Genomic DNA, 18,134 nt, shown 5'->3' with positions numbered 1-18,134 from the left:
TTGACTATAATTGCGCTATATTATACAATAGACTGTATGGAGGAATAAACTTTGTACGATGTTTTTATTTCAACTGACAAGGATAATCATATGACTAATTATACATTATAAAAATTTGTTGAAGCTCGAAGAATTACAAAAGAAATATTCACAATATGAAGACAAAAATAGCCAATCTAATCTGCAAAAGGCAAAAGTTACTTATGCCAAAGCCTTAATGAACCTATCACTTGCTGAATATCAAGATAAATTCTGTAGGAAGTATACTCACGAAAATCATCAAGCGATGATTTTCCAACAGCAGGAAGTATGTGAAAGGTTGGAAAGTAGTATCCTGGACTAGTGTTAAGGTAGCTGCGATGAGCCGCCACATTTAAACAGGGAATTCTTTAATCTTTTTTTCATACTCTGGTTGGCAGTCTACGAGTGATAATTTTGAATATATTTCAAGTGATTGACGACTATCATGCCCCGAATAAGGTTGGATTAATGCATCATCCACGCCTTTTTTCTTCATCCATGTAAAAAGAAAATGCCGTAATTTATGTGGTGATATTGAATTCTCAATGCCAGCTTCTTTTGTGTAATTCATTAATATTTTCCTAATACCTCGATCAGAATACGGTTTCTTCCAACTAGATTCAAATAGGTAAACTGTCTTATTTTTCTTTGCACTTTCAATGTGTACAGCTAATACTTCTGTAAATGCATTAGGAAACGGAACTATTCTATCTTTACTACCCTTTCCGTGGTTAATTCTAATTTGACAACTATCTAAATCTATATCTGATATTTTTATTTTTACCAATTCCGATACTCGTACCCCAGTATAAAGTAACGTCTTAATAATTATTACATGCTTCATATTTCTTGATTTCCATACAGCCTTATAATACTTACTAATTTCCTCTTCTGTTGGTACATAAGGTAATTTCTTTGTGGTGCTATTGTCTACTGTTATATCGAGTTCTTTACGAATATGTCTAAATAATTCTCTCAAGTAATTATAATCTGGTTGTTCCTTTTTTAAATCCTTCAAAAAGTATTTGGCTTTTTCTCTTACAGGAGTACGGTTTATTATTGTCATCGGTAATACCCCGACCCAGCTTGCGAATATATTAATATACGTTGGTTAAAATCAATTGGGAACAAACCGTATGGATTAATATGCGTTGAAAGTAACGGTGTTAATGCCCTGTAATCTTCAGGAGTCAGTTTGTTTCGCCAGTGAGGCTCAGATAATACTTGCTGAATAAGAAGAGTATTAATATAGACAATACAAGCTTGTAATAAATGTAGACATAATATTGATAATTCTTGATCACCAATATTGTTTGTTGTGAGCTCTCCTAGTTTCCCATAGAAAATAAAATCCATTATATAATTTAAGCGTTCTACTACATTCAACCCTTCATTGATTTCAATTCTAAGATATTCTGAATCTAGGTATTTACATAGGAAAATACTTTTATTTGCTTTACCAATTTCTAACAAAGTTCTATATACAGGATGTTCGTAATTATTATTACTAAAACGTTTTACTAATACATCAGGTTCTACAATACCCAATTTTAATGCTACAAGATGTTTAACGACTTCATTGTAATTCTCCTCAATTAATTTCCAATTGATACCACCTTTAATTATTTCAGAAATATATTGGTATTTCCATTTATCTCCAGATGCAACCCCATAAAGTTTTTGTTTATTTATTGCTTTTAATCTAGGTAGTAAATCAAAATCAAGTAAGTAGCTAATAGCAAAACCTATCACACTTTGACCATGAGTATCAACAAATACTCTGTTCATGTTCATCTCTGTATCATGATCAATTATACCTTTAATCATTGATCCTACTTCTGAAGATGAACAACTTTTTAATTGTGAATAAATACATAATGATTTCTTATCAACATGCCAATAAATCATTACTCCTCGACCTTGATAACGGTGATGCCACTCATTAATAAGATTTTGATCCCAACTACTTATCTTTGTTGAATCGCATGCTACTGATGTTGTTGCTTCTCCCCAAATATCTGGATTACGTATTTTGAGAATATTGTTAATAATTAGACGAATAGAGTTTCTAACATTTGTAGCATTAATATACCTCTTCTTAATATAACGTAAATCGCTGTAATTAACATCACCATTGGCAATACTTATTCTCTTCAATCCTGTATTGCTACCTATACCATATAAACACAATAAAAGTCTTTTTCTAAGGCCTGACGGTTCAATACTACTACTTTTAGCAATAGTTTCCATTTGCTGTGTAAAATTGGTAAGTAGATCAGTTTCTTTTAAAATATCAATAAGGTTTATACTTGACCACCTACCTGTAATTTCCTTTTGTAGTGCAATGATGTTATTTGGATCTTTTTGTGCTTCTGATGGGGTAATAGTAATATTCTTCCCAACAGTACTTGTCTTGATTTTAACAAGATTATTATTAGGTATTTTGCTATTTAGATTTTCTAAACCCCTTTCTAAGGCATTTTGTAACTTTGTAATAAACTCCTTATCATCTAAAGGTAGACCAAGTTCTTGATAATATTGTTGCTTTTTTTGTTCAAAATCTTTTGGTATATCTTCTTCAGGATTTCTATATCGATAACTTCTTTTAATCCATATTGCTTTGAAGTTTAAAAAACGCTTCAATTCTTCTAAAACGGCAAGCTCATAGTTATATTTATTAACTTTAATCACATCTTTATCTACTTGAACAACCATTGGATGCCAATTTGTAGGTATTATACCTTCAATAGGCGGCTCCGTTTCATAATACTCTGAGTCTGATTCATTCCAGTACTTATTAATAAATTCAACAGCTTTTAAAATCGGTTGATAACTAGAGTTATCTTCTTTTAACTGAAAAGTTTGTAGTATTGGTAGTAGTGTGGTTCTACTTCCATACGCATACTTTGAATGAATCTTATTTTGTACCTGTTGTTGATACCATTTACCGCGTTGCTGTAAATCAGTAATTATTGCTTCTAGTTTTTCTTTAGAAACTTCAGGGTAAATCTTATCTTCAATTGTACTTTTAGGATTGTTAATTGATAAAGATGCTAATTTCTCTAGAATATCAAATTTTCCATCAACACGCTTAACCTCCTTTACAATATAGTTATCTACGTATTTTTCAGAACTAGAACGCATACGTTTTATAAGCTTAATTAATGTATCAGCTAAACTATCTAATATTAGCTGCAATCTTATATAACAGAATATTGCCATAGTCGCATATTTTGCCACAGGGCTAAACTCTAAAATATTACTAGGCGATAAAGCCATGATACGATCATAATATTTCAGCAGTAATTTTCTATCTACTAAATCTACAATCGATTTGGGCAAAGTAATTTGTTTTAATAAAGCGATCTTATCCAAAGCAAAATTAACATTTTTTAGCCTAACCCCAGGTATATCATTTTTTAACTCTGATAATTCTATAATACCATTCTTTGACTGTTCGCTTTGTTCAAGGATTTGCTCAATCAAATAACAGTTATCTTGACTTAAACTTTTAAATATCTTTTCAAGAAATTTTTGTTCAAATTGATGCTTTGCTGAAGCAACATAACGATCCAACTGTTTTTTCTTGAATAGTACAATTTTATTTTGGTCAAAAAATAACCTAGTCTGCTCCATTAATAATTCATTAGATGGATAATGAGGTAGAATATTATTTGTTAGATATTCTGTAAATATTAAAACATCATTATTATTTGCTTGGCGATATCCCAAATATTTTCTAATATCCTGATGATATCTTTCGGCTGTTCTACCGCTCCAATTAAATTTTGAAAGAATAGACTCTTCAATATCCAACTCTGAAGCAATGGCTGATATTAATTTTAATGATATTGGTTTTTCTTCTGCTGCAGGGAATTTAATGTGAGACCGAAAATAAATTAACATTACTCCAAAAGCTAGTTGATTGATTTTACCAGTTTTTGTGTTGCATAGATTAAAATCTTCTAATGATAGTAAATTTGACATATATTATTTTGTATATTCCTAGAATACCTAATATCGGTACTATTTACGAACAATACTACCTATAATTAAATATTATGAGCTATATCTTTTAATATAAATATCAAAAAGTGTCAACAATATTCTTTTAGGAACTTAAAAAGTTAGAACTTTGCATTAAATGTGGCGGCTCATCGCAGCTACCTTAACACTGGTCCAATTTATCAATTAGTCCCAGATAATAAAAAAGTATGGTCTTACAAATGTGGAGAGCTAAAAACTGATAGTATCTTAAATCCTAGCACAACAGATAAGTTGAAAAATGATGAAATGAATCATGTCTCTATAAGTATTATGTCAATAAATAATGGGCGAGAACCTTTTACCTCAGTACAAGTGGAGAAAAATATATATTTATGTACAGATCTAATATATAAATATCATATTAACCCACGTCATGTCATTGCTTTATCAGATTGGACGCTAGGAGATTCTATTGCGCCTGGGCCATATTTTCCATGGCAAAAATTTGCGGCACATGGAATAGGTTTATGGTCTAATATAGTCAGAAAAGATAACCCAGATATGATAATGTCTCATTTACCTTCAAATAACCATATAACTTACCACCGAGAAAAGATTCCAGCACTATTATATAAATTTAATAAATTAGGAATGCGCACAAGCCCCAATAGTATGGAGGAGCCAAATTATTCTCAGCTGCAAATCAATATGCTGAAATTTAACTTACATTTTCTTGGGCCTCAAATTATAGCCAATCCTGAATTAAAGAAACTATATGATGAAGTGTTATATAGGGACCCCGGTGAACTTTATGCTAAAGCAAGATTAGCTAGCTGGGATGAAAACAGTAATAATATACTGAATGATCTGCTTGGAGTAGCACCAATTGAAAACGTGGCAATTCAGTGGGATGCCGCTAATTACATGGCGTTCTGCTGATCAGCTTCCTTTGTATGCTCCAGGAGCTTCAAGAAGAACGAAGGCTATAGGCAAATAGCACAGTCGAGAAATAGCACAATCGAGGAGCCACAAGCAGCACATTATTAGGGTGCGGTGAGCATTGCAGATCTTGGAAAACGCTATAGAGCCAGTTCTTGAAGTTCCTATAGTTTATATTCTGCAAGGAAACTATTAACCTATTGCTCCAATTCCAAATTGCTCTAAAATATCTCCAAGACATGTATCTCATACATGCCACTCCCCTGAAAAGATGCCCAAAATTTCTAGTAACCCAATTTTCACAGAAATGTTTACCATTCCCTAAATTTCTGAAAGCATTAAATTCATTAAAAATAAAAATTTTTCTATCACTCTCTTGAACTGTTATAAATTAAGCCTATATAGAATATACATTTAATAAGTTATAAACTAATATGGAGGTGAAGATGTCGTTTAGACCGTTATATGATAAAATTGCAATCGAGGCAATCCAACAAGAAGAAAAAACGCAAGGGGGAATTATTATTCCTGATACCGCTAAGGAAAAGCCAATGCAAGGTATAGTAATAGCTGTTGGTAAAGGAATCAGGGGCACAGATGGTAGTATCCAACCACTTGAAATTAAAGTTGGAGATAAAGTTCTCTATGGAAAATGGGCCGGCACTGAAATGAAAATTAATGGGCGTGAATTGATCATCATGAAAGAAAGTGATGTGATGGGAATAATTAGTTAATAATTTTATTTTTAAGGAGAATAATTAATATGGCAGAGAATACAGCAAAAATAATAACATACGGCACAGGTGCACGTGAACAAATGTTAAAAGGTATAGAGATTGTAGTAAAAACTGTAGGGGTGACTTTAGGCCCTAAAGGCAAGAATGTTTTGATTGAGCAATCGTGGGGATCGCCAAAGGTTACCAAAGATGGGGTCACTGTTGCGAAAGCTATGACTCTAAAAAACAAGGAACAAAATCTTGGAGCTCAATTAGTAAAATCGGTAGCTAGTAAAACCGCAGATGTTGCTGGCGATGGGACCACTACAGCCACTATTTTAGCTCATGCAATTGCTAAAGAAGGTTATAAAGTGGTAGCAGCCGGCGGCAATCCTATGGATGTAAAACGTGGGATAGACACCGCTGTGAATGTGGTAGTAGAAGCCATTAAAGACGTCAGCAAAAAAATTAGTAATCAAGAAGAAATTGAACAAGTTGCAACCGTATCAGCAAATCATGATAAAGAGGTTGGTACCAATATTGCGATTGCTATGGCAAAAGTTGGCAAAGAAGGCGTGATCACTGTAGAAGAAGCTAAGAACTTCAGCTTTGAAGTAGATGTAGTTGAAGGAATGATGTTTGACAGAGGATATTTATCTCCATATTTTGTTACTAATAATGAAAAAATGATCAGTGAACTAGAGAATCCGTATATTTTACTCATTGAAAAGAAGTTATCAAATTTACAGCAAATATTACCTATACTTGAAGCTGTAGTACAATCAGGTCGTCCATTACTCATTATAGCCGAAGATGTTGAAGGAGAAGCGCTCGCTACGCTTGTGCTAAACAAGTTACGTGGTGGATTGAAAGTGGCAGCCGTAAAAGCACCAGGGTTTGGAGATAGAAGAAAGCTCATGCTGGAAGATATTGCTATTTTAACAGCTGGACATCTGATCACTGACGATTTAGGTATGAAGCTTGAAAATGTCAATATTACTATGCTTGGTACTGCTAAAAGGGTAAATATTTCTAAAGAAAATACTGTTATAATTGATGGGGCGGGTAATAAAGCAGATATTGAATCACGTTGTCTACAAATTCGCCGACAAATTGAGGAAACTAGCTCAGATTATGATAAAGAGAAACTGCAAGAACGCTTAGCTAAACTGGCTGGGGGAGTTGCGATATTAAAAGTCGGCGGTGCCACTGAAGTGGAAGTTAAAGAAAGGAAGGATCGGGTAGAAGATGCTTTACACGCTACTAGAGCTGCCGTAGAAGAAGGTGTTGTTGCAGGTGGTGGTGTTACCTTATTTTACGCTGCTAGGGCTTTAGAGAATGTAAAAGGTGCCAACGAAGATCAACAAGCCGGTATTAATATTGTCAAAAAGGCTTTACAAGCTCCAGTAAGGCAAATTGCCGAAAATGCTGGTATGGATGGAGCGGTGGTTGTGGGTAAACTCCTGGATAGCCAAGATAAGAATTTTGGCTTCAATGCCCAAGATATGATTTATGTGGATATGATCAAGTCTGGAATTATAGATCCCACAAAAGTTGTACGGACAGCACTGCAAAATGCTGCATCAGTTGCTTCCCTAATAATTACAGCTGAAGCTATGATTGTGGATGATGCATCTGATAAGGAAGACGCTCCTATGCCACGTGGAGGTATGGGAGGCATGGGAGGAGGTATGGGAGGTATGGATTTCTAAATAATTTATTACTGCCATTATAGAAAGAACACTAGGTTGTGTGAAGGAAATGTTTATCGCTTGATTTATGGGTATTTTATCGGCAAAATAGCGGAAGTTTTTTTGAAATAGGTATTACTATTCTTATAAAATTCCCACTATTGTTCGATCAAAATGCTCTATAAATCGCTTCTATAAAAATTTCCTTCACGCAACCTGGTGTTTTTTTATTTAATTATCTCAATGTGATTATGAGCTCAACAAAAACTGAAGGCTAATTGTTATACCAAGTTGCTTTCAAGACAGTAGTAGGAATATACTGCTCGCACCTGAAGAATTGATAGACGATAGGATCAAAATCAAGATAGTAGCAAGATAGTAGCAGGGGTCAAAGGGTCAAGGAGCAAAAGCAGTACATATTAGTACGTTGCTACCTTGAACCCTGAAGACGACAGACGCAATTCTTGATTTTCATCGAGTATATGAGTGGTGAGGCGCGCGGAACCTAGTAGATCTAGGTGAGCACGACGAATCCCGAAATACGACGACCTAATGTGAAGAAAGCAATTTGGTATTAGAAGGTCAGACAAAATCGTCAACTAGATCGATTTATGTAGGAAGTCTATTTTATAGTTATGCACCTTGACCTTCAAGCTAATGCTAAACAAGTTTCTGCATAGAAATTAAAGTAGTTTCTAATAGTAGGCTTGCAGCTACTGCATCATCTTGATTATTACGTTCCCGTCTTGTAAAGCCTAGAGATTTTAATAAGCTATTTGCCGCCTTAGAAGAAAGTCTTTCATCTTGCAGATAAGTTGGGAGTGTAGTGGCAAGGCTTAGTATAGTAGCAAATTTTAAGAGAATTGTTGTTTGATTGCTAACTGTGCCATCCATATTAATTGGCAGGCCTATAACAATTCCACAAGCTGCATAGCTAGTCGCTAGATTTAAAATTGTTTTAATTTTTTCTTTTTCATCAGTTTGGTATATAGTATTAAAAGGCATAGCTATAGTTTGGCCTGGGTCTGAGATAGCAAGACCAGTTTTCCGCATTCCATAGTCAATTGCTATAATTGGTTTGTTAATTTGTAACAGTTCTTTAAATTCCAGAAGAGTTTTGGTAATCATGCGAGCTCGGCTAATATTTATATAATTGATTTATAGGTGATGTATATTCAGTGGTTCTCAAGAATTGTTTTTTGTTCGACTTCTTTCAAAAACTCTACTCGAGATGCTAATTAGTGACTCAAAATGGTTTCAAAAAAGTCTAATATTGTTTAACCATGAGATGTTCAAAGTTAAAAATCACTGTCATAATAACTATTTTTATAACATAACCGTATGATCAAAGTGCTGCGTAAGTATCTAGATATTGAATTAATTACTCTATCTTTGATGATGGCTTTTATCTACTGTGTGCTCTTTAATATGGTCGTGTTCTCTTATAAATTTGGTTACTATAAAGTAACTTTTTTAAAGGCTGTACTAGAATTAGGCAAGGATTTTGTTTATATCTATATCTTTACTTTCATTATTTTCTTAGGATTAACTATTCAGCGCCTTATTTTTATAACAGGAACGATATTATTATTTATCACAGGGGCGCTCGCAAGTTATTATTTATGTTACTTTAAAATTTCTCCTACTAAAGAAATGATAGGGAGTTTATTATCTACTCATATAAATGAATTATATGAAATTACCAGTAGTAAATTACTAATTTGGCTAGGTGTTGGTATATTTATAGGTATATATTCTATAAAATATTTTTCATTTGCTAATAATAAATTATTTATTCAAAAATTGTTGTCGTTTGTGTGTATTGTAATCACTATTACTAACATTATTGCGCCGCAATTTAAATTATTAACGCAGTATTTTCCTATTCAATATTTACATAATAGTTACTTATATTTTTCTATGAATAAAATAATAGCAGCAGGTTACGAAAATATAAATCAAAACTTTGCTTTTATTGATAAAGCAGATGACAATCTTATTGTGGTTTTGGTAATAGGGGAATCTGCAAGATTTGATCATTTAGGTATAAATGGTTATCCCAAAGATACTACCCCCTATTTAACTACCATTACCAATCTTTTTTCATTTAAGGCCCAGGCTTCATCTAACCATACCTATATTGCTGTTCCTTCTATTATGTCTAGATATTCTAGTAAAGATCTAGATAAGAGTTTAAAGGAAACAAGTTTTTTATCAGTTTTTGCTGATTTAGGCTTTAATACTTATTGGATTGGCACTCAAACTTTACTGCAATATTTAAAAAGTAAAAAACAGTCGACTATTTATGATGAAGTTAAGTTTGTGATGCTGCCAGGAGGATCTACTTTGTTGAAAATGAATGATTACGATGAAAAAATGTTACCTTATATAGAGAAATTTTTAGATTCTAGTACCGGTAAACAGGTGATAGTGGTGCATATGTCAGGAAGCCATTGGAATTATTCTGCGAGATATCCTAAAGAATTTCAAAAATTTACTCCCGGGTGTAATCAAATTGTTAAATCCGACCCTAGTACTTGTAATATTGAGGGGTTAGTAAATGATTATGATAATTCTATTCTATATACAGACTTTTTTTTATTTAGTCTAGTCAAGTTATTAAAAAATAGGAATGCTTTTTTAATATATGTTTCTGATCATGCCGAGTCATTAGGGGAAAATGGTTATTACGGTCATGGGGGTCCGTTGATTCCAGAACAAACGACAATACTTTTGATAGTGTGGGTATCAGATAAATTTAATATGCAGCATCCTGAACTAGTAAAATCGGTAAAAACTTATTTAGGGTCTGAGTTAAGTCATGATTATATATTCCATTCAATACTGGATTGTGCTGGAATACAATCTACAGCTATTAATAAAAATTTGAGTTTATGTGGGAAGCAACGGAATGGTTAAGGTATATTTTATTGCTGGAGAAATTTCAGGGGATTTTATAGGAAGTCATTTAATAGTAAGTCTTAAGAAGCTTTATAGAACAGGTGGAGAAAATATTGATTTTTTAGGGGTAGGGGGTGCATTAATGGAAGAAGCTGGGATGGCGAAAAGCCTTTTTCCTATTCAACAAATAAGTTTGATAGGATTTGCAGAAATATTACCTCACCTTTTTAAGATTACTAAATTAATGAAACAAGTGGTAGAGGATATTAATCACCAGAAGCCCGATTTATTAATTACTATCGATTCGCCAGGCTTTACTTATAGAGTAGTGCAGAAAATTCGAAAGTTAAGGCCTCATTTAAAAATTCTTCATATTGTTGCCCCATCCGTTTGGGCGTATAAGCCTTCTAGAGCATTGAAATATGCCAAGGTTTATGATTATTTATTTGCTTTATTGCCATTTGAGCCTCCTTATTTCCAAAAAGTAGGGTTAAATTGCCGGTATATTGGCCATCCCATTATAGAACAAAATTTTTATGTAGGAATAAGCAAGAAACAGTTAAGAGAAGAATTGCCAATATATGCTATAGATTTAGATAGCAAAATTTTGTCCGTTACTTGTGGTAGCCGTAGGGGGGAAATCCTAAGGCATATGCCTATCTTTGTAGAGGCAATCAATCTGGTAGCTAGACAGTATCCTAATTTGTTAGTAATATTTGTTTTAGCAGATGTAGCCCATCAGAGTTTGATAACACCTTTCTTAGAGTCCTCAGCGTTCAATTACCATTTTTCAACTAATCGTCTACAGGTTTTTGCGGCCTCAGATATTGCTTTAGCTAAATCTGGGACTAATACTTTAGAAATAGCTGCATGTAATACTCCTATGGTTGTTGCTTATAAGTTAAACATATTAAGTTACTGGTTAATAAAGTTTTTGATAAAAATAAAATATATTTCTATTATTAATATAGTAGCCGATAGAGCAATACTACCAGAATTAATACAATTTCACTGTACTAGCCCGAAAATAGCGGCGGCGTTAATCTCATTGTTAGATAATAGAGCTCAAATAGATAAACAATTAAAAGAAAGTAAAAAAATTCTAGTAGAGTTAGGTTTTAATTCTATGCATTCTCCCTCCGATATAGCAGCCACTATCATCAAAACTGAATACCTTTCTAAAATTTAATTTTAACTAATTACCACTAATCGTTACTTTATTCTATCGTTTTTTCATAATTTAATTGACTTGCATTTTGTTCAATGTAAATATTAATAAGTAATGAATTTATTAATAAATTGTTATCATAAATCCTCCTTATTTTATTAAAATCACTTTAAAATAGTAAGAGACCATAACTTCAACTAAAAAGCAGTCTATAGCTTAAGAGCAGAAGCTAAAAGTCCAAACTTTAAATGCGAGAATGATAGGGAGTTTGCTAAACAAGCCTAATAAATTAACTTAAAATAGGAAAAAATAATGAGTCAGAAAGGAAAAAACAGTACTTTTCAGGGTAGTTGGTTGGCTAGTGTGTCAATAGCATCAATGTTAACAATTGGAAATATATCAGTATTGGCAGATGAGATAGATGTAGCACAAGAAAATGTGAAGAAGATGTTATATCAAAGTGAAAATGGTTATATTATAAGTACTACAAAGGATGTTAATGCTTTTCTAATTAAAAATGGATCTTTAGGAGGGGAACAAGATAAAACAGGGAAAGTTATATTGAAAGCGAGTGCACCAAATAGTAAGTTGGAACATATTACTGAAGGTCATTCTTTGATAGGGAAAAGTAATAAACAAAGAGCTCAACAATTTATAGTTGAAGTTGCTACTGAAGGTAAGGTAGATCTTATAGGAGATATTTTTGCAGCCCGGCTGCAACTTAGTCAGGGTTCAATAAATGCTAATGCAAATATAGATGTAGGAGCTGGTGGAGAGACTAAATCAGGATTAAAAGGTCCCGTCCAACTTGCTCTTTCTTCTGATCAACCACTAAAACCACGTGTAGTGGATTTGGGAAAATTACAGGCGGTTGATTCTTTGGTGATCAATGCACAAGGTAATTTATCTCTTACTGCGGATATGAGAAATAGCACAAAGGGTATGGTGTTGAACCTATTTGAGGGTGAGACAACAAAAAGCGGTAATTGGAAAGGTGATATTCAATTTATGGGGACTAGTTCAGAGTTAATACTAGCGGATAATTATAAATTAGAAGGGAATATTAAGGGTGACTCCAGAGAGCTAGGCCGTACGCCAGGGCAAATAACTGCTAATAATGCTATTGTTAAGGGAGATATTGGTACCGAAGTAACTCCTCTTAATACTCTGATGGTTAACGAGGATAGCGTATTTCAAGTAGAAGGAGACGCCTATTTTACTGGCGCGACAAAATTATATGATAAGTCTAAATTGATAATAAAGGGGGATTATCAGACAAGTCATTTGCATACGCTTGGAAATGATATAGAAATATTATTTAATAATACAAAGCGGGTGAAATGTACCAGTAATTTTGACGCAGCCACAATGCACAGCTCGGAAGTTCCAATAGAGAAGTTGACAGTAGCAGGAGCTGATGTTGAGTTATCGGGTAATAAGGAATTATTAGTGAATAAGATTGTTTTTACCCAAGCCTCAACTTTAACTTTGCCTAAGGATACGGCGCTTAATGGTAAGAATATTGCGAATGAAAGCCCCAGTGGTCAGGTGCCTACTATTCGGGTATCAGGGGCTAACCATACTATTACGCGGGAGCAGGTAATTGGCAAAGCAAATAGTTTGATCAATATAGCGTTGACGGATGACAAGCTGATAACGGTTCAGTCTAATAATTTTTATGCTGCTTTAAAACCTGACGGAAATCACATAGGAACAGTGAATTTTCAGGCTGATCCAGAGTACCCTGTTCTAGGTAACAAGATGAGAGTATACGGATTAGGAGATAAAGATAAACAGTTAAAAGAAGTTAATATAGATAATGATACCACTAACTACGGCGATACCTATGTTGATATTACAAATGTTAGGAAAACCTATATTGCCGCCGGAACAATAGCAGGTATTGTGAAACTTGACCAGTCTGGTCAGCTAATCCTTAAATATGGTGTAGAGTTAGTAGGTAATATTTACAATGCCAATGATTTACGTTCTCCTAATCCAGTGGTATTTGAAGGGAAGAGTAAGATTTTAGGTAATATTGGTCAGGAGAACAACCCGATGGCTGCTGTTAATTTTACTGATCGCCAAGCTGAGCAAACATTAAGGGGTTCCATATACGCCGATACCACTAATTTTAACGATAATGACATTACTCTATTAAAGCATGATGACAACACTGCCGCCACTATTAATATTAGTGGTACCAGTAATATTGATGGTATTATTAATTTAGGCATTAATAAATTAGTGTTAAATGAAACAAATTGGGGACCTAATACTATTATTAATACTACTCTTAGTGACCATAAGCAGCTTGGTTCTATTGAAGTAAAGACCAGATTAAATATTATTGATCCCAATCAAGACTTGCCTCTGTTAGTTAAAGATGACCTGCCTTTACCAGATTCAGATAAGCCAGAAGAGTATATATTGATTAATAAAAATATAGAAAATAATATAGATTTAATACTAACGGGGCAAAGTTATACAAAGTGGTCATATACAAAGGAAGATAATAAGGTGATATTGTTACGTGAAAATAATGCAAAACAAGTTGTGAAGCGAGATACACACACAGCAGGTGGAGATGCAACAGACCTACAAAATACCCAGAATTTAGTTAGTGCTTCAGGAGGAGATGCATTAACTTTAGTGACTGATATTGGTAAGATTGCAGATGCAAAAACTCGTGGAGAAGAGGTGGTAAAAAATACTTCTGGCAGTGTTGAGGCGTTAGTAAGGTTGCATCAAACGAATGTGACAACAAGCCACTCTGTAATGCTTGGAAGGTTACATGAGGTCACTCGTCCTGACATGGCATCAATAGTAGTGGGCGCTGGCGATGAGGGGTTGCCAAAAGCAAACATTGGCGCATGGGTTATACCAATTTATAGTCATGCTAATAAGACACAAAAACACATTAGTAGTCCTGCATATGCAGTAAAGACATTAGGAGGGATAGGAGGGGTAGATGTTGCTCCAAATGATAATCTTACCTTAGGTGCGGCTATTTCTGTTATTAAGTCAAACCTTAAATATAAAAACCTAAAAGTTGGTGATAAAATCAATACTAATACTATTATGTTATCTGTTTATGGAGCACGAAAACTTACTGATAAGCTGTTTTTGGAAGGAGTGGCGTCTTGTGGCTCAACTCAAATTGCTAAAGGTGAACGAAGAAAATTCTCTTTTGGAGAGCAAATTGCTAAGGCTAATTATGAATCCATAGCTTATGGAGGCGAGGTATTAATGGGATATAACGCGGTATTCAATAATTCAGTATTGCTAACTCCAGTAGCTGGAGTGAGTTATATCAAATCTCGGGATGATAGTTATACAGAAACCGGTACAACATTTTCCAACAAAACGATTGCTGCTTGCAGCAGTAGTAGAGCGGATGGGATTATTGGGATGCGAGTATTAAGCTCAATGAATATGAAGAGCAATATGATAATAGTACCGGAAGCGCATGCTATGCTTTCTCATTATGTAGGAGGGAAAGCTGGTAAATTTATCGCTACCTTAAAAGGGGCTCCTGAAGCTTTTAGTCGTGTTAATGATACCGTCAAAACAATTTATAATCTTGGAGTAAGTATTACTTCTAAATCTAATAATATAGAATATGGTGTGGGTTATGACGCTCATTTAGCTAATAAATATGCGGCGCATCAGGGCAGCTTGAAAGTACGTTTAAATTTTTAATTTTTTGTTCTAAATAGAGGATATATTGCTCGCACCTGAAGAGTTGATATCCTCTCTGGTTTTAAATTATCCTTTTTTTGACATAACTCCCAGGCGCTTCTTCAATTGCGCTGACATTATTGTAATCTATTGAGGGTGATTGAGTGCCACTATTATTTTGGAGCCATGTCAACCAATAAACCCACCATGATCCTTGATGCTCTATAGCATTAACAGACCATAATTCACTAGTAGTAGTTAAATCATCATGCGTTTTATAATTATATTTAGAATTAAGAGGAGGATTTATCACTCCAGCCACGTGACCAGAGCTGGTTAAGCAAAAAGTTTTATGCCCATTTAATAATTTTATCCCGTCATACACTGACTGCCAGGGCGCTATATGATCCTCCTGCGCAGCAAGAAAAAATGAATTACAGTCAATTTTGCTAAGATCAATAGGAGTGCCAAGTAGCCTTAATCCATTTGGTTCTTTTAATAAATTATTCAGATACATATTACGTAAATAATAGCTGTGCATAGCAGCTGGTAGATTTGTGGGGTCAGAGTTCCAATAAAGCAAATCAAAAGGCATTGGAGTTTTTCCAAGCAAATAATTATTCACAAAGAAAGACCATACTAAATCATTAGCTCTTAATAAGCTAAAGCTATTTGATAAATAACGACCATCTAAATAACCTTTGGAGTACATTTCTTGTTCAATTATCGCAACGGCTGGTTCATTGATAAAAATTCCTAATTCACCTGGGTTTTGAAAATCTAAAATAGTAGTAATCAGACTAATACTATTAAGATAATTTAAATTATTAGCTTTAAGATAAGCAACTGCCGCTGCAAGTAAAGTGCCCCCAATACAATATCCAACCCCATTAATATTTTTATAGCCAAGCTGCAGTAAATATTCACATGATTCTAGAATTCCTAATTTTAAATAATCTTCAAAACTGATATCAGCCAGTAACTGATCAGGATTAACCCATGAGATCATGAATACTTGAAAATTATTCTCGGTAAGAAAGGCAACCATTGAATTATGTCTTGATAGGTCAAGTATGTAATATTTATTAATAAAAGGAGAAATCATAAGTAACGGAATAGAATATGTTTTGTCCTTAGGTTCATAACATATTAATTGCATTAATTTATTTTGTAATATAACTTTGCCTTTACTAGTGGCTATATTTTGTCCTAGAAGAAAAGCCTCCTTATCGGTAGTATTAATATTTAATATTTCGTCAGAATTTTTTATATCTGTCAGAAGATTTTCCAAGCCTTGTACCAAGTTTTGTCCGCCGGTTTTTAAAATTTCGTTTAAAACTAATGGGTTACCAAAGGCAAAATTTGTAGGGGAAAAGGCATTAATAAATTGATAGGTCATAAATTCAAGATGTTGTTTAAGCTCAGGCGGCAAATCATATTGAGCAATATTTTGCTCTAACCATTCTGAAGACATCAAATAGAATTGTTTGATAAAGTCAAAATATGCACTATTCTCCCAAGCTAAATCTTTAAATCTTCTATCTTTATTATGGGGTGAAAATAAGGGGGCAGTTGCTTTCCCTATGAATTTATCGAGAGAATTAGTAATAAGGGACCGAAATTTTTCTATATATCCTATATTTAATTGCCAAAATTTTTCTGGATTTTTTAGTATTTGTTCGCTTATACTCGTCATGATTATACGATTCTTATCCATATCTATAAGTGAAGGAGGGATAATATTGCCTTTACCTTGCATAAGATATAATATAATTTCTTGCATAGTACCCCACAGATTTTACAGGAGGGTTAAAATAATAAATTGAATAAGTGACTGAGAGTCACTAATCTCCGCTGAGAAACAAGCAACAGGAGGTATTAATGGACTCTCAATCACTATACCAAATATTATACATATTTTTAGATTGGCACCCAGCACGAATTAAAACATTTGCAGAATTAATTTGTGCAGTAGTAAAAGCTAAAACTGTGAGAATCAAAGAATTAGCACTGTATGTCGCTTCTAAAGGCAATTTGCATGCCAAGATTGTTAAAGTTGAGCGTTTGCTTTTAGAACAAAATATGTGCTTTATAAGTTTAGGGAAAATTATTGTTAAATTGCTCTGTCTAACAGGTAAAATTAGCCTTGCCATAGATAGAACCAGCTGGCAATTTGGTATTAAAAATTTGAATTTTTTTGTTGCAACTATCGTTTATGGTAATATTTCAATTCCTATAGCATGGTTGTTACTTGATAAAAAAGGCAACTCTTCTACTAATGAAAGAAAGAAATTGATTGAGCAAATTTTAACAATTATACCTAAGGAAATGATAGAGCTTATCCTTGCCGATCGGGAATTTGTTGGTGAGGAATGGTTGCAATATATGGGTGGAATCCAAAAATTACCTTTTGCTATCAGGCTAAGAAAAAGTGAGAAGGTCAAGCATTTCAACGGTGGCAAGATGAAGTTGAATAAATGTTTTGCCGATATGCAAATGGGTGACACTAAAACTATAGAAAGCAAAATTTACAATGGTATGGCAATTAAAATAACTTGTTTGCAATTAGAAAGAGAGCAACTATTTATTGCTAGTAATGTGCTTATTGGTGAATGTGCTTTGCTAGCATATAAGCAGAGGTGGAGCATTGAGCGACCTTTTCTGTCTCTCAAGTCATCTGGATTTAATATTGAAGATACCCACATTACAGATCAAAAAAAGCTGGAAAAACTATTTGCAATAGTATCTTTATCCTTAGCTATTTGCGTGCTTGCTGGTGACATTAAGAACAAAATTTATCCTATAAAGATCAAAAAACATGGTCGTAAATTATACTCATTATTTACTTACGGATTTGATTGGATAAAAGATTATTTTTATAACTCGTTAAGTGATACCCCTGCTATGTTGTTTTCATTACTACGAAAACACATTATGCATGCCTTTCAACTTCAACAATAAGTGTGGGGTACTATGTGACTTACCATATTACAAAATTTTATATAAGGCAACTTTAACCACTCTATATCG

The 18,134-nt window shown here is 33.6% G+C and carries 12 protein-coding genes; 8 read left to right on the top strand and 4 right to left on the bottom strand.

What is annotated here, in order from left to right:
• Positions 1-115: 115 nt before the first annotated feature.
• The gene (locus ACFELV_RS04425) at positions 116-343 is read left to right on the top strand and encodes a hypothetical protein (protein ID WP_375326924.1); all 228 of its coding nucleotides are present in this window, start codon (positions 116-118) and stop codon (positions 341-343) included.
• Positions 344-373: 30 nt separating this feature from the next.
• On the opposite strand, the gene ACFELV_RS04420 is transcribed toward ACFELV_RS04425, so the two are convergent.
• Positions 374-1,087, bottom strand: coding sequence for a tyrosine-type recombinase/integrase (locus tag ACFELV_RS04420; RefSeq protein ID WP_375326202.1), 714 nt, complete (start codon positions 1,085-1,087; stop codon positions 374-376).
• A complete protein-coding gene (locus ACFELV_RS04415) occupies positions 1,084-4,008 on the bottom strand; it encodes a Tn3 family transposase (RefSeq protein ID WP_375326201.1) in 2,925 nt (974 codons plus the stop codon). The genes ACFELV_RS04420 and ACFELV_RS04415 overlap by 4 nt, the downstream gene beginning before the upstream one ends.
• A 159-nt stretch (positions 4,009-4,167) precedes the next feature.
• On the opposite strand from ACFELV_RS04415, the gene ACFELV_RS04410 reads away from it, so the two are divergent.
• From ACFELV_RS04410 to groL, 3 genes are all read left to right on the top strand, one after another.
• On the top strand, positions 4,168-4,947 hold the full coding sequence (locus ACFELV_RS04410) for an N-acetylmuramoyl-L-alanine amidase (protein ID WP_375326923.1): 780 nt from the start codon (positions 4,168-4,170) through the stop codon (positions 4,945-4,947).
• Between the two features lie 446 nt (positions 4,948-5,393).
• Complete coding sequence (locus ACFELV_RS04405; protein ID WP_375326922.1) at positions 5,394-5,681, top strand: co-chaperone GroES; 288 nt, start codon at positions 5,394-5,396, stop codon at positions 5,679-5,681.
• Between the two features lie 29 nt (positions 5,682-5,710).
• A complete protein-coding gene (gene groL, locus ACFELV_RS04400) occupies positions 5,711-7,375 on the top strand; it encodes a chaperonin GroEL (RefSeq protein WP_375326921.1) in 1,665 nt (554 codons plus the stop codon).
• A gap of 639 nt (positions 7,376-8,014) precedes the next feature.
• On the opposite strand, the gene ruvX is transcribed toward groL, so the two are convergent.
• Positions 8,015-8,482, bottom strand: a complete 468-nt coding sequence (ruvX, locus tag ACFELV_RS04395) for a Holliday junction resolvase RuvX (RefSeq protein ID WP_375326920.1) — start codon at positions 8,480-8,482, stop codon at positions 8,015-8,017.
• A 213-nt stretch (positions 8,483-8,695) separates the two neighbouring features.
• Here ruvX and ACFELV_RS04390 point away from each other — a divergent pair, with 213 nt between their 5' ends.
• The 3 genes from ACFELV_RS04390 (at position 8,696) to ACFELV_RS04380 (ending at position 15,125) form a co-directional block, all read left to right on the top strand.
• Positions 8,696-10,273, top strand: coding sequence for a phosphoethanolamine transferase (locus ACFELV_RS04390; RefSeq protein ID WP_375326919.1), 1,578 nt, complete (start codon positions 8,696-8,698; stop codon positions 10,271-10,273).
• Positions 10,266-11,444 carry a lipid-A-disaccharide synthase gene (lpxB, locus tag ACFELV_RS04385; RefSeq protein ID WP_375327513.1) on the top strand — a complete coding sequence of 393 codons (1,179 nt, stop codon included), beginning with the start codon at positions 10,266-10,268 and terminating at the stop codon, positions 11,442-11,444. The genes ACFELV_RS04390 and lpxB overlap by 8 nt, the downstream gene beginning before the upstream one ends.
• 291 nt (positions 11,445-11,735) lie before the next feature.
• Positions 11,736-15,125 (top strand): autotransporter outer membrane beta-barrel domain-containing protein, encoded by a 3,390-nt coding sequence (locus tag ACFELV_RS04380; protein WP_375326918.1) that lies wholly within the window; start codon positions 11,736-11,738, stop codon positions 15,123-15,125.
• Positions 15,126-15,186: 61 nt separating this feature from the next.
• Here ACFELV_RS04380 and ACFELV_RS04375 read toward each other — a convergent pair whose 3' ends face one another.
• Positions 15,187-16,887: a PHA/PHB synthase family protein gene (locus ACFELV_RS04375; RefSeq protein ID WP_375326917.1), complete on the bottom strand. Its 1,701-nt coding sequence runs from the start codon at positions 16,885-16,887 to the stop codon at positions 15,187-15,189.
• A gap of 98 nt (positions 16,888-16,985) precedes the next feature.
• On the opposite strand from ACFELV_RS04375, the gene ACFELV_RS04370 reads away from it, so the two are divergent.
• A complete protein-coding gene (locus ACFELV_RS04370) occupies positions 16,986-18,065 on the top strand; it encodes an IS4 family transposase (RefSeq protein WP_375326208.1) in 1,080 nt (359 codons plus the stop codon).
• The last annotated feature ends 69 nt before the right edge of the window (positions 18,066-18,134 follow it).

Origin of the sequence: Candidatus Tisiphia endosymbiont of Nemotelus uliginosus, from assembly GCF_964264835.1 — a bacterium.
Taxonomy (GTDB): Bacteria; Pseudomonadota; Alphaproteobacteria; order Rickettsiales; family Rickettsiaceae; genus Tisiphia.
The sequence above is the reverse complement of the archived record's forward strand: the minus strand, read 5'-3'. Positions and strand labels throughout refer to the sequence as shown.